The 14018-nt window shown below is 66.9% G+C and carries 11 protein-coding genes; 7 read left to right on the forward strand and 4 right to left on the reverse strand.

All coding sequences use genetic code 11. The features are described 5' to 3' along the window. On the reverse strand, positions 1-1734 hold the full coding sequence (locus OXR60_RS02880; protein WP_267393840.1) for a DUF6311 domain-containing protein: 1734 nt from the start codon (positions 1732-1734) through the stop codon (positions 1-3). 25 nt (positions 1735-1759) lie between these two features. After that, positions 1760-3292, reverse strand: coding sequence for a CpaF family protein (locus OXR60_RS02885; protein WP_267393842.1), 1533 nt, complete (start codon positions 3290-3292; stop codon positions 1760-1762). Positions 3293-3460: 168 nt separating this feature from the next. Here OXR60_RS02885 and OXR60_RS02890 point away from each other — a divergent pair, with 168 nt between their 5' ends. Together OXR60_RS02890 and OXR60_RS02895 are read left to right on the forward strand one after the other, a co-directional pair. Further along, positions 3461-4963 carry a serine protease gene (locus tag OXR60_RS02890; protein ID WP_267393844.1) on the forward strand — a complete coding sequence of 501 codons (1503 nt, stop codon included), beginning with the start codon at positions 3461-3463 and terminating at the stop codon, positions 4961-4963. A gap of 54 nt (positions 4964-5017) precedes the next feature. Further along, positions 5018-6610 (forward strand): hypothetical protein, encoded by a 1593-nt coding sequence (locus OXR60_RS02895; RefSeq protein WP_267393846.1) that lies wholly within the window; start codon positions 5018-5020, stop codon positions 6608-6610. A gap of 172 nt (positions 6611-6782) precedes the next feature. On the opposite strand, the gene ada is transcribed toward OXR60_RS02895, so the two are convergent. Beyond that, positions 6783-7823 (reverse strand): bifunctional DNA-binding transcriptional regulator/O6-methylguanine-DNA methyltransferase Ada, encoded by a 1041-nt coding sequence (gene ada / locus OXR60_RS02900; RefSeq protein WP_267393848.1) that lies wholly within the window; start codon positions 7821-7823, stop codon positions 6783-6785. Positions 7824-7892: 69 nt separating this feature from the next. Further along, entirely contained in the window at positions 7893-8567 is a 675-nt protein-coding gene (locus OXR60_RS02905) for a dienelactone hydrolase family protein (protein WP_267393850.1), read from the reverse strand. Between the two features lie 225 nt (positions 8568-8792). Here OXR60_RS02905 and OXR60_RS02910 point away from each other — a divergent pair, with 225 nt between their 5' ends. The 5 genes from OXR60_RS02910 to OXR60_RS02930 all read left to right on the forward strand — a co-directional run bounded on the left by OXR60_RS02910 (position 8793) and on the right by OXR60_RS02930 (position 13763). Beyond that, on the forward strand, positions 8793-9347 hold the full coding sequence (locus tag OXR60_RS02910) for a F0F1 ATP synthase subunit delta (protein ID WP_267393852.1): 555 nt from the start codon (positions 8793-8795) through the stop codon (positions 9345-9347). 3 nt (positions 9348-9350) lie between these two features. Then, complete coding sequence (gene atpA, locus OXR60_RS02915; protein ID WP_267393853.1) at positions 9351-10880, forward strand: F0F1 ATP synthase subunit alpha; 1530 nt, start codon at positions 9351-9353, stop codon at positions 10878-10880. Positions 10881-10981: 101 nt separating this feature from the next. Continuing rightward, positions 10982-11869 (forward strand): F0F1 ATP synthase subunit gamma, encoded by an 888-nt coding sequence (locus tag OXR60_RS02920; RefSeq protein ID WP_267393855.1) that lies wholly within the window; start codon positions 10982-10984, stop codon positions 11867-11869. Between the two features lie 24 nt (positions 11870-11893). After that, on the forward strand, positions 11894-13372 hold the full coding sequence (gene atpD / locus OXR60_RS02925) for a F0F1 ATP synthase subunit beta (RefSeq protein ID WP_267393856.1): 1479 nt from the start codon (positions 11894-11896) through the stop codon (positions 13370-13372). Positions 13373-13511: 139 nt separating this feature from the next. Further along, positions 13512-13763 (forward strand): ATP synthase F1 subunit epsilon, encoded by a 252-nt coding sequence (locus OXR60_RS02930; RefSeq protein ID WP_267393857.1) that lies wholly within the window; start codon positions 13512-13514, stop codon positions 13761-13763. Positions 13764-14018 lie beyond the last annotated feature (255 nt).

A 14018-nucleotide genomic window follows, 5' to 3' on the forward strand; every position in this document is an offset into this window, starting at 1 on the left:
TTATAGGGGCGACGCCCTCGGCGGATCGATAGCCTTTATGGTAACAGCAGCGATAGGTCGATCGACCACCGCGACAACCGCGATACCATCGAGCTGCAGTTGGTAGGGGGCGGCCGCTGCAGGTAGGGGCGTCCCCGGAGCCGTCACGTACAACCGGCCCGGGACGAGCTCGCCCCGATCGAACGCCGCTCGTTCCGCACGGAGGCGTTGGATCGTCGCCCGACCCGTTCGTGCGGCATAGACGTTGCTCGTCGGACGCCCGGCATTGACGGCGCGCCAAGCGACTTCCTGAAACACCGCCAGGTTGCGGGTCACATCTGCTGGCATGAAAGCAACAGATCGCGATTGCCCGATCAGCTTGTCCCAGCGCGGGTCGAGCGTTTGGATAAAGAGTTGGTGCTTGTCCGCCTGCTCGCTTTGCGCGCGGATGTCCCCGGCCATCCCCGTAAGATCGATGGTCTGAACTGCTATCATCCCGATCAATGCGAGCGCAGCGCGGCTGGCGGACAGGCGAAAGACGGCGAGTACCGCACCCAAGATCAGTACATAGCCCACCGGCCAGAACATCCGGCCCGATGCCCGCACCGGATCGAGCAAGATTCGCACGGTTTGCGGAAGATGCGTCGGCAGGATCGCCAGAATGCCGAGCACGATCAGCGCCGGCGCTAACTGGCGAAGCCGATGTCGCGCGTCTTGTTCGGCGGCGGTGGCGGGAAGACGGCAGGCGATGACGATCGCCGTTGCGACCAGCAACAAACCACCGGCTCCAAGATATTGGAACCCTTCGAAGTCGTGGTTGGGCACGGTTTCATGCGCAGGCAGGAGGTTGGTGAAATGGCCGAGCGCAGGGTTCCACAAGGCGTCCAGCGGCATCGAGAACGCGCCGATATTCCCGGCAGCCTCCTGATCGCTCACCCCGAGCCACCACGCCAGCAAGGCAACCATCCCAACGACGATCAGTCCCTCCAAGACGATCATCGGCCGCGCGCGGCCTCGGCAGCGCGTAAAGCGCGCCATCATCGTTGACGCCCAGATGGCGCCCACCATGATCAGCAGATAGCTATGGATAAGGGCGGTGATCGCAATGAGCGGCGCCCACCATCGCAACCGCTCGCCACGTCGCTCGTCGAGGAACAGGCATAAGGCGGCAAGAATGGTCCAGTGCGCCATCAGATTGACGTGGACAAAGCGGTTCGCGAGTGTCGGAGGGAAGGCGAGCATCATCACGCCGCCCCACAGTGCAACCCGACCAGGCGCGTAACGGCGGAGCAGCAGCCAGGCGAACAGGGCTTGCAGGATCAGGCTCAGCAGGATGAATACGCCGACAAACTGCGCATCGTTCGGCAGCAGACCGGCGAACGGCTTGACGATGAGGGTCAGCAGGGGATTGCTGTCCGTGTATAGCACCGACACGCCATCGGGCGCGTTGAGCAAGCCGGTCTTGAGCGAAGCCCCGGCAGCCGGATCATGCCAATAGGCATGAGCGCCCAATGCATTCTCGCCATTGTCGGTGCCGCGGATGAGCCAGCCGGCATTGTCGATCAGTAGCGTCGCGGGATGGAAGAAGGCACAGAACAGGCTCAGCGGCAGCAGCAGCAGCAGTGCGGCCGTGATCAAGCGATGGCGCATCTCAACCGTGCCGCGGCGACGCAGCTGAGAAGGGACAGGCCGCGCGCCCGTGTCGAAACGGCTGCGATCTATGTCGGCGGCGGGAGTCATGATCAAGCGTTCCATTCAGGCGCCGCGAGGTGGTCGTTCGCTACAGGCACGCCTCGAGGAATGCCTGGTCGAAGCCGAACTGCTTGGCCTTGTCTAGCGTGTAGGGCCTGAGACCCATCGAGCGATATTCGCCGATGATCTTGCCGTCGGCGCTCTCGTCGAGATACTCGAACTTGAACAATTCCTGGGTCACGATCACCGGGCCTTCCATGCCGATCACCTCGGTGACGTTGGTCACCCGGCGGGAACCGTCGCGCAGGCGCTTCACCTGGATGATCAGCTCCACCGAATCGGCAATCTGGCGGCTGATCGCTTCCTTGGGCACCTTGATGTCGCTCATCATCACCATGTTCTCCATGCGGGCGAGCGCCTCGCGCGGGGAGTTGGCGTGGAGGGTACACATCGAGCCGTCGTGGCCGGTGTTCATCGCCGCGAGCATGTCGAAACACTCGCTGCCGCGAATTTCGCCGAGGATGATGCGGTCCGGGCGCATACGCAGCGCGTTCTTGACGAGATCGCGGATGCTGATCTCGCCCTGGCCCTCGAGGTTGGCGGGGCGGGTTTCGAGCGGCAGCCAGTGCGGCTGCTGCAGCCGGAGCTCGGCCGCGTCCTCGATGGTCAGCACGCGCTCGCCCGGGTCGATCATCTTGGAGAGCGCATTGAGCATGGTCGTCTTGCCCGAGCCGGTACCGCCCGAGATCACCACGTTGAACCGGCTCGCGCCCGCGATCTTGAGCGCGGTCGCCATCTTGCTGCTCATCGAGCCGCCGTTCGCCATCATGTCGAGCGTGATCGGCTTGGCGGAAAATTTACGGATCGAGATCGCGGTGCCGCGCAAGCTCAGCGGCGGCACGATGACGTTGACGCGGCTGCCGTCCTTGAGGCGGGCGTCGGCCAGCGGCGTGGTCTGATCGACACGGCGGCCGACCGAGTTGCAGATCCGCTGCGCGATCTGGAACAGATGCTCCTCGTCGCGGAACTGGATCTGGGCGAGCACTAGCTTGCCCTTCTGCTCGATGTAGGTCTGCTCGGGGCCGTTGACCATGATGTCGGTGATCGTCGGATCCGCGAGCAGCTCCTCGAGCGGCCCGAGCCCGAGCAGCTCGTCGACCAGCACCTTTTCGAGCGCGAACTGCTCGCGGCGATTGAGGGTGAGCTTCAGCTCGGCGAGCACCTCGCCGATGATCGGGCGAAATTCCTCGGCGAGCTCGTCCTTGCCGAGCGTCGCGGCCGCCTCGGGATCGACGCGCTCGAGCAGGCGCGGCAGCACCTGTTCCTTGATCTTGTGGATCGACGCCTCGAAGCCTTCGCCGCGGCTGTTGCCGGCATCGCCGCTCGCATTCTGGCGATCGGTGAGGCGCTGCATCGCATCGCTCATCTGGTCCGGCAGGACGCCATAGCCGTCCTCGCCGGGTAGCGGCAGCGTGTCGATCGGTGGGAATTGGCTGCCGCCGCCGAGCGCTTCCTGCTCGGGCCGCGGCGTGCCGCCGCCCTGCATCGGTCGCGCCACCCCGAATGCAGGCCGTGACGGCTGCCCGCCGCCCATTCCGCTCCGCCGTCCGAACGCACTCATTGCCATACCCTCATGCTCTGGCGTGATCGGTAGGCGCCAAGGTTTGAGATATTCCTAACCAAATTAGATCGCTGCCCGCAGCATCGGCCGGATTGCCGCCGGTGAGTGCCGGAAGCAGGCGGGGAGCGGCGCTTGACAGCGGCGCCCCGGTGCCGTTCCAGAGGCGCCGTGATCCGCTGGCTCCTGCTTCTTCTCGCCGCGCTCGGCTGGGCCGTGCCCGCCGCCGCCGACGACATTGCCGCCACCGGGCGTGGGGTGGTGCGCGTCGTCACCATCGCGGTGGTCGATGGCCAGGTGGTCGGCTTCGGCCATGGCAGCGGCGTCGCGATCGCGCCCAACCGCATCGTCACCAACGCCCATGTCATGGAGCTCGCCGACCGCTACCCCGACAATGTCGTGATCGGCATCGTCCCCTCCGAAGGCGACAAATCATACCAGGGCAAGGTGATCGCCTATGATTCCAAGCGCGATCTGGCGCTGATCGAGTTCACCGGTGCCTCGCTGCCGCCAGCCGCGCTGTATACCGGCCCAGTCACCGAGGGCGATCCGGTGGTGGCGCTGGGCTACCCCGGCAATGTCGATCTCGCCACCGCGCAATCGGCCGCCGATTATATCCGGCCGACCTCGCCGGTGCGCTCGGAAGGGGTGTTCTCCGGTCGACGCAGTCTGACGGGGATCGAGGTGCTGCTCCACACCGCCAGCATCGCCCGCGGCAATTCCGGCGGTCCGCTGCTCGATCGTTGCGGCCGGCTGATCGGCGTCAATTCGGCGATCACCCGCGGCGAGGAGGGGGATTCCTCGTTCGGCTTTGCGATCGCCGACACCGAGCTGGCAAGCTTCCTCCACGATGCGGATCAGCCCTTCGCCACGGTCGGCACGCCCTGCACCTCGATGGAGGAGCGGCTGCGCCAGGACGCCGAGGCGGAGGCCCATGCCCAGGCCGAGGCAGCGACCGCGCGACGCGAGGCCAGCACCCAGGCCGAGATGAACCGCGAGGAAGCGCTCGCCACCGCGCGCAATGCCGCCGAGCGCCACCGCGAAAATGTCATGGCGATCGCCGGGCTGCTGCTGGTGGCGGGAGCGCTGATGATCGGCGGGGCCGGGCTGCTCGAGATCCGCGACCAGCGGCGCCACGCGATCTGGGCCGCCGTCGCCGGCGCGCTTGCCATGCTCACCGCGGTGACCGTGTTCGTGCTGCGGCCGTCCGCCGATATCGAGCTGCCCGCGCCGGCCGCGCTCACCGTCGCCAGCAGCCGCAACGCGCCGCTCGGTAAGCTGGTCTGCACCATCCAGCCCGAGCGCAGCCGGGTGACGATGGCGTCGACCGCGGACGTGGCGCTCGACTGGGGGCGCAACGGCTGCATGAACGGCCACACCCAATATGTCGCAAGCGCCAGCCGGTGGGAGCGGGTGCTGGTGCCGGATGCCGAACAGACGCTGTCGGTGCTCGGCTTCGATCCGGCGACACGCACCTATACCAACACCCGCTACTTCCTCTCCGCCACCGCCATGGCGGCAGCGCGCAAGCTGCGCGTGCAGACCAGCCCCAAATCCTGCACCATCGAACCCGCGGCGACCGAGGCGCTGGTCCAGCAGCAGGCCGCGATCCGCGCCGCGCTGCCGCCGCTGCCCAACGAAAAGCTGGTCTATGCCTGCAAAACCGCGGGCTGACAGGGTGATCCGCCGGCGATAGGATCACCCGACAAGGGGCAGGGGGATGCGACGATGACGGGTGTTGGTTGGCGCTGGCGGATGGCGGCGGCGGCGTTGGCGATGGCTGGGGTGCAACAGCCCGCCCGCGCCGAATGGCTGGAAGCGACGTCGTCGCACTTCATCGTCTATGCCGACAACAACGCCGCCGAGATCAAGCGCCAGGCCGAACAGCTTGAACGCTTCGACCAGGTCCTGCGCTATTTTCACCACGTCCCCTCCAACCCGGAGGATGAGGCCAACAAGGTCACTGTCTATGTCGTCGCCGATGACGATGCGGTGAAGCGGCTGTGCGGCGCCGGCAACGGATGCCGCAACGTCGCCGGCTTCTACGAACCACGGGTGACCGGCTCGGTGGCGTTCACGCCCAAGGGCGGATTCGACACCGGCAACGCGCTCGATCTGCAGCCGCGAATCGTGCTGTTCCACGAATATGCCCACCACTTCCTGCTCGGCAATTATGCCGCCGCTTATCCGGCGTGGTTTTCGGAAGGCTATGCCGAGTTCGCGTCGACCGCGCAGGTAACCGAGGATTATGTCCAGATCGGCGGCGCCGCCAATCATCGGGCGTACAGCCTGTTCATGGGCAAGTCGCTGTCGGTCGAGCAGTTGTTCACGCCGCGCACCAAGCCGATGAACGACGAAGAGACCGAGTCGCTCTACGCGCGCGGCTGGTTGCTGACCCACTACATCATGTTCAACACCGATCGGCGCAAGCAGTTCGCCGCCTATCTCGATGCGCTCAACAAGGGGACGCCGAGCCTTGACGCGGCGCGGCAAGCGTTCGGCGACCTCAAGGCGATGAACCGCGCAATCAATGCCTATCTGGCGGCGGCAACCCTCCCGGCAACGCGGATCCCGATCGACAAGCTGCCCGCGGTAACCGTGTCGGTGCGCCCGCTGGCGCCGGGCGAGAAGGCGATGATCGGCTTGCGCATGCAATCCGACCGCGGCGTCAACCGGACGACCGCGCAGCCACTGTTCGCGCGCGCGACCGTCATCGCGGCGAACTATCCGCGCGATCCGGTGGTGCAGGGCTGGCTCGCCGAGATGGCCTTTGATGCCGGTCGTGACGATCTCGCCGATGCTGCCGCCGATCGCGCGCTGGCGGCCGATCCAAAGTCCGAACAGGCGCTGGTCTATAAGGCGCAGATCGCACTGCGCCGCGCACATGACGCCAAGGCAAAGGATGCCGCGGTGTGGCGGGCGGCGCGGAGCTGGATCGTCAAGGCCAACCACCTCGATCCGAATGACGCGCAGGCGCTGCTGCTGTTCTACGAAAGCTTCGAGCTTGCCGATCAGCCGCCCACCGCCAGCGCAATCCAGGCGCTGGATCGCGCGCTCGAACTGGTGCCGCAGGATCCCGGCCTCCGCTTCGCCGTCGCCCGCCAGGCGATCGTCGATGGCAAGATCGACGATGCGCGCCACACGCTGCAGCCGCTGGCGTACGATGCCCATGCCGGCCCCAACAACCCGGCCGCGCAGCTCGTCGCGCTGCTCGACGCCGGCCTCAAGGGCAAGGCCGCGCTCGAAGCGGCCGACAAGGCCGACGGCGAGAAGGCCGCCACCGCCACGGCATCGGGCAGCGCTGGAGGCAGCGCGCCGTAATCTCTGACGAGGCGAGCTGCCTCTCGCACTCCGTTCGCCCTGAGCTTGTCCAAGGGCAGTGAAACCCATGGGCCTCGACAGGCTCAGCACGAATGGGATCAGACTGATCCTCCACCAGCACCCCGTCCGGGAGCAGGATCGTCCGGGACGCCGGCCGCCGTGTCGGCAGCGGCTAACCTCGCTCGCGGTCCAGCAGCGCCCGTTTGCGTTCCATCCCATAGGCATAGCCGCCGGCGCTGCCGTCGCCCCGCAGCACGCGATGGCAGGGCACCACCACCGCCAGCGGGTTGGCACCGCACGCGCTGCCCGCCGCCCGTGTCGCGCCGGGGGCGCCGGCCGCGGCGGCCAGCTGTGCGTAGCTGCGGGTTTCGCCAGCCGGAATGGTCTGGAGGACCTGCCACACCGCCTCCTGAAAGGCGGTGCCGCGCACGTCGAGCGGCAGGTCGTGGTCGCGCTCGGGCGATTCCACCTGTGCCACCACCCGTGCCGCCAGATCGGCGAGCGCGTCGTCGCCGGCGATCACCGTTGCCCGCGGGAAGCGCGCAACCAGCGCCACATCATCCTCGTCGAACGCGATCCGGCAAAGCCCCTTGTCGGTGGCGGCGATCAGCAGCGGGCCGAGGCTGGTGGCGGCGATCGTCCAGCGGATCGTCGCGCTGGCGCCCCCGCGCGCCCAGGCGCTCGGCGCCATCCCCAGCCGCGGTGCCGCCTCGTCATAGAAACGGCTCGGCGCCGAATAGCCCGCCTCGTAGATCGCATCCGTCACCCGATCCTCGTCGCGCAGCGCGTCGGCGGCCCGGCCGGCGCGCAGGCCGCGGGCATAGGCCGAGGGCGTCACCCCGGTCGCGCGCTTGAACAGCCTGTGAAAATGGTGCGGCGCATAGCCGACCGCGGCGGCGAGCGGGCCGAGCGTGATCGGCGCCTCGGCGGTTTCGATCAGCCGTACCGCCTCGGCGACCGCGACCCGGTCGCGCCCGACCGCGTCGGGCAGGCAGCGCCGGCAGGCGCGGAAACCGGCGGCCTGCGCGGCAGCCGGATCAGCATGGAAGGAGACGTTCTCGCGCCGCGGGTGGCGCGCCGGGCAACTCGGCTTGCAATAGATGCCGGTGGTCTTCACCCCGATCACGAACCACCCGTCGTGGCTCCGGTCGCGGGCGGCGAAGGCGGCCCAGGCGGCCTCCTGATCGATTGCGGGGTCGATGATCGTGCTCATGATCCCGTATGTAGCGTGGCGGCGGGACGTCTCCATCCCGCCGCTTGCGCCCAAACACGGGTTTGGGCGTCAGCCGCCGTTGGCGTGGAACAGGTCGAGCGTGCGCTGCTTGGCGAGCGTCGCCGAAGCCTCGTCATATTGCGCGCGGCGATCCGAGTTGAAGCCATGATCGGCGTCATAGGTGTAGACGGTGGCGTTGGGCCAATCCTTGGCGGCGATGGTCTCGACATCCGCCATCGAGATATGCGCGTCGAGCTTGCCGAAGTGGAGGATCACCGGCACCTTGGGCTCCTCGTCGGCGGCCGCGGCGATCATGCCGCCGTAATAGCCGCTCGCCGCCGTCACATGGTGCATCCGCGTCGCCGCGAACCAGGCGACCGAACCGCCATAGCAATAGCCGACCACGAACACCGGGCCCTTGGCCGCCAGCGCATCGATGCAGGTCTGGGTGTCGGCGAGGGTGAGATCGAACGGATGGAGTTCGCGGGCGAGCTTCACGCCGTCGTCAAACCGGGTGTAGTCGATCTCGAAGCCCGGCGCCTCGCGATCGAACACCGCCGGGGCGAGCACCTCATAGCCGAGCGCGGCATAATCGTCGCACAGCGAGCGGATATGCTCGGTGACTCCGAAGATTTCCTGGATCAGCACCAGCCCGCCACGCCGCGCGCCGCTCGGCTGGGCATGATAGACGCCGATCTCGGCGCCGTCGCTCATCGTCATCCGTTCCATCGTGCCTGCGCTCATCGTCTCGATCCTATCTGCCCGAAAGGGGCCCGGCGGTGCCTTTGCGCCGCGACCCCGCGGTTGCGCAACACCCTGACAAAAACCGTTCACGCAACTGTCATGCAGCCGCCCAGCTTGCTTGCATCATCGCCACCCTCATGCTAGCCGCCCGGCATCCCATGGCAGGCGCGGTTTCGCGCCCATATCCTTATGGGTCTAACCGTTGATAACGAGGATTTCGATCGCGTGGAGACATCCGGCGGTATTCAGGCAAGCTTAGGTGGTCGCTATGCGATCGCGCTGTTCGAGCTCGCGCGTGATTCCAAGACGATCGACACCGTCGAGCAGAGCCTCGCGACCATTCGCGACGCGCTCGCCCAGTCGGCCGATTTCAAGGCGCTTACCCTCAGCCCGCTGGTCGCCCGCGGCGCCGCGGTGAAGGCGGTGCTCGCTACCGCCGACACGCTCGGGCTCGACGCGACCACCAAGAACTTCCTCGGCGTGCTCGCCGAGAACCGCCGGCTCGCCAAGCTGCCCGCGATCACCCGCGCGTTTCGCGAGCTCGCCGCCCGCCGCCGCGGCGAGGTCAGCGCCGAGGTCGCCAGCGCCTATCCGCTCACCGAAGAGCAGGTCGTCGAACTCAAGCAGCAGCTGCGGGCCCGCGTCGGCCGCGAGGTCGCGGTCGACCTGTCGGTCGATCCGGCGCTGCTCGGCGGGCTCGTCGTCCGCATTGGCTCACAGATGATCGATTCGTCGATCCGCACCCGTTTGAACACGCTCGCGCACGCGATGAAAGGCTAAGTGATGGATATCCGCGCCGCAGAAATCTCCAAGGTCATCAAGGACCAGATCGCCAATTTCGGTGCCGAGGCCGAGGTCTCGGAGACCGGCCAGGTGCTCAGCGTCGGTGACGGCATCGCGCGCATCTACGGGCTCGACAACGTCCAGGCGGGCGAGATGGTCGAATTCTCGAACGGCGTGCAGGGCATGGCGCTCAACCTCGAGGCCGACAATGTCGGCGTCGTGATCTTCGGCTCGGATGCCCAGATCAAGGAAGGTGACGTCGTCAAGCGCACCGGCACGATCGTCGACGTGCCCGTCGGCAAGGGCCTGCTCGGCCGCGTTGTCGATGGCCTCGGCAACCCGATCGACGGCAAGGGCCCGATCGTCTCCGACCAGCGCAGCCGCGTCGAGGTCAAGGCGCCAGGCATCATCCCGCGCCAGTCGGTCAGCGAGCCGATGCAGTCGGGCCTCAAGGCGATTGACGCGCTGGTGCCGGTCGGCCGCGGCCAGCGCGAGCTGATCATCGGCGATCGTCAGACCGGCAAGTCCGCCGTCGCGATCGACGCCTTCATCAACCAGAAGACGGCGAACGCCGGCACCGACGAGAAGAAGAAGCTTTACTGCGTCTATGTCGCGGTCGGGCAGAAGCGCTCCACCGTGGCGCAGCTGGTCAAGACGCTCGAAGAGAATGGCGCGATGGATTATTCCATCGTCGTCGCCGCAACTGCATCGGACCCTGCGCCGATGCAGTTCCTCGCGCCCTATACCGGCACCGCGATGGGCGAGTATTTCCGCGACAACGCCATGCACGCGCTGATCGTGTTCGACGATCTCTCCAAGCAGGCCGTCGCCTACCGCCAGATGTCGCTGCTGCTGCGCCGCCCGCCGGGCCGCGAAGCCTATCCCGGCGACGTCTTCTATCTCCACAGCCGCCTGCTCGAGCGCGCCGCCAAGATGAGCGACGCCAACGGCGGCGGCTCGCTCACCGCGCTGCCGATCATCGAGACCCAGGCCGGTGACGTCTCGGCGTACATCCCGACCAACGTGATCTCGATCACCGACGGCCAGATCTTCCTTGAGACCGATCTGTTCTTCGCGGGCATCCGCCCGGCGATCAACGTCGGCCTGTCGGTCAGCCGCGTCGGCTCCGCCGCGCAGACCAAGGCGATGAAGAAGGTGTCGGGCTCGATCAAGCTCGAGCTCGCCCAGTATCGCGAGATGGCGGCGTTCGCGCAGTTCGGCTCGGACCTTGACGCCTCGACGCAGAAGCTGCTCGCCCGCGGCGCCCGACTCACCGAGCTGCTCAAGCAGAAGCAGTTCGCGCCGATGCCGTTCGAGGAGCAGACCGCGTCGATCTTCGCCGGCACCAACGGCTATGTCGACAAGGTCGCGGTGAACGACGTCGTCCGCTACGAGGCGGCGATGCTCCAGGACCTGCGCGCCAACCATGCGGACGTGCTCGCCAAGATCCGCGACACCCGCGATCTCGGCGACGAGGCCAAGGCAGGGCTCAAGGCCGCGCTCGATCAGTTCGCGAAGACCTTCGCATAAGCACAGTCGTCACCCCAGCGCAGGCTGGGGTCTCACACCGCGTGCGAGCGGCGTGAGACACGAGATCCCGGCGATCGCCGGGACGACGGGGTAAGGAAAGAATGGCGTCACTCAAGGCCCTCAAGATCCGCATCGGCTCGGTGAAGTCGACGCAGAAGATCACCAAGGCGATGAAGATGGTCGCCGCCGCCAAGCTGCGCCGCGCGCAGGAGGCGGCGATGGCCGGCCGTCCCTATGCCGAGCGGCTCGAGGGCGTGGTCGCGAGCCTGGCCGGCCGTATCGGCGGCGGCATCGGCGTCTCGCCGCTGCTCGCGGGCACCGGCAAGGACCAGGTCCAGCTGATCGTGATCGCCACCTCCGAGCGCGGCCTCGCCGGCGCGTTCAACAGCAACATCGTCCGCGCGGCACGCCGCAAGGCCGAGGAGCTGGAGAAGGCGGGCAAGACCGTACGCTTCTACATCGCCGGCAAGAAGGGGCGGGTGATCCGCCGCTTCTATCCCGACCAGATCCTTGCCGATCACGATCTCGCCGGGATCAAGAACGTCGCCTTCGCCGATGCCAAGGGGATCGCCGACGATCTCATCGCGCGCTACGCCAAGGGCGAGTTCGACGTCGCTCATCTGTTCTACGCCAAGTTCGTCTCGGCGCTGGTGCAGGAGCCGACCGGCCAGCAGATCATCCCGGTGTCGGTACCGGCTCCGGCCGCCGCCAAGGGTACGGTCGCCGCGGCCGAGGCGGTGACGGAGTATGAGCCGGACGAGGAGACCATCCTTGCCGATCTGCTGCCGCGCAACGTCGCGATCCAGCTGTTCCGCGCGCTGCTGGAAAATGCCGCCTCGGAACAGGGCAGCCGCATGAACGCGATGGAAAACGCGACCAAGAACGCAGGCGACATGATCAATCGCCTGTCGATCGAATATAACCGCACCCGTCAGGCCGCGATCACCACCGAGCTGGTGGAAATCATCTCGGGCGCCGAAGCGCTCTAAAGTTTCGCAGTAGGAAGCAGACCCATGGCAACCCTCGCCGAAGACATCCGCCCCAACCATCAGGGCCAGACCAACAACGTGGGCACCATCGCCCAGGTGATCGGCGCCGTCGTCGACGTGCACTTCCCCGAGAACCTGCCGTCGATCCTGTCCGCGCTGGAGACCGACAACAACGGCAACCGCCTGGTGCTCGAGGTCGCCCAGCATCTTGGCGAGAACACCGTGCGCACGATCGCCATGGACTCCACCGAGGGCCTGACCCGCGGCCAGAACGTCCGCGACACCGGCAGCCAGATTTCGGTGCCGGTCGGCCCGGCGACGCTCGGCCGCATCCTCAACGTGATCGGCGAGCCGATCGACGAGCGTGGCCCGGTGCAGACCGATCTGCGCAGCCCGATCCATGCCGAGGCGCCGCTGTTCGTCGACCAGTCGACCGAGAATGCGATCCTCGTCACCGGCATCAAGGTGATCGATCTGCTCGCGCCTTATGCCAAGGGCGGCAAGATCGGCCTGTTCGGCGGCGCCGGCGTCGGCAAGACCGTGCTGATCCAGGAGCTGATCAACAACATCGCCAAGGGTCATGGCGGCACCTCGGTGTTCGCCGGCGTCGGCGAGCGCACCCGCGAGGGCAACGACCTGTATCACGAGTTCCTCGACGCCGGCGTCATCGCCAAGGATGCCGAGGGCAATCCGATCAGCGAGGGCTCGAAGGTCGCGCTGGTGTTCGGCCAGATGAACGAGCCGCCGGGCGCGCGTGCCCGCGTCGCGCTGTCGGGCTTGACCATCGCCGAATATTTCCGCGACGTCGAAGGCCAGGACGTGCTGTTCTTCGTCGACAACATCTTCCGCTTCACCCAGGCGGGCGCCGAAGTGTCGGCACTGCTCGGCCGCATCCCGTCGGCGGTGGGCTATCAGCCTACCCTGTCGACCGACATGGGCGCGCTGCAGGAGCGCATCACCTCGACCAACAAGGGGTCGATCACCTCGGTGCAGGCCGTCTACGTCCCCGCCGACGATTTGACCGATCCGGCGCCGGCCACCTCCTTCGCCCATTTGGACGCGACCACGGTGCTCAACCGCGCGATCTCGGAGCTCGGTATCTATCCGGCGGTCGATCCGCTGGATTCGACCAGCCGCGTGCTCGAGCCGCGCGTCGTCGGCCAGGAGCATTACGACACCGCGCGTGCGGTCCAGTCGCTGCTCCAGCGCTACAAGTCGCTGCAGGACATCATCGCCATCCTCGGCATGGACGAGCTGTCCGAAGAGGATAAGCTCACGGTGACCCGCGCGCGCAAGATCCAGCGCTTCCTCAGCCAGCCGTTCCACGTCGCCGAGGTGTTCACCGGCATCTCGGGCAAGTTCGTGCAGATCGAGGACACGATCCGCTCGTTCAAGGCCGTGGTCGACGGCGAATATGATCACCTGCCGGAAGCTGCCTTCTACATGGTCGGCGGCATCGACGAGGTCGTCGCCAAGGCCGAGAAGATGGCCAAGGAGGCGTAAGCTTCCGCCCCTCCCGATCGCGGGAGGGTCTGTAGTGCCCCTCCCGTGATCGGGAGGGGCTGGGGGAGGGTTTTGTTGACGCCCTGTCCCACCATGGCCTCCCCCGACCCCTCCCGCATGGGAGGGGGGAGAAGAACAGATGCTGCACTTCGAACTCGTCACGCCTGAGAAGCTGGTCCGTTCCGAGGACGTCTACATGGTGGTCGTGCCCGGCACCGAGGGCGACTTCGGCGTGCTCGAAGGCCATGCGCCGCTGATGTCCACCGTCCGCGACGGCGCGCTGTCGGTTTACCGCACCCAGGGCGGCACCGCCGAGACCATCGCGATCCAGGGCGGATTCGCCGAGGTCAACGCCAAGGGTCTCACCGTGCTCGCCGAGCGCGCGGGCTGAGCTAGCCCGCGCGGCGGTTCCCTTTTCCTGGTGGTTGGGGCGCAGCCAAGGCACACTGGCGCCCGGCTGTCCTACACGATCCGATTATGCCAGCGTCGAAAGCCGGAGTCGTTTTGGCTCCCCGCTCTTTCTGACGTCGATCAAAACGACTGCCACGCCTATCCCCGCGTGAAGCGCGGAGAGGCACAAGCGGTCACCCCACCACCACTGGCATCGTGAACTTGTTTCAGGATCCGTGGCCCGGAAGTGGCCGGC

This window comes from Sphingomonas sp. GC_Shp_5 (genome assembly GCF_026540855.1).
Taxonomy (GTDB): Bacteria; Pseudomonadota; Alphaproteobacteria; order Sphingomonadales; family Sphingomonadaceae; genus Sphingomonas.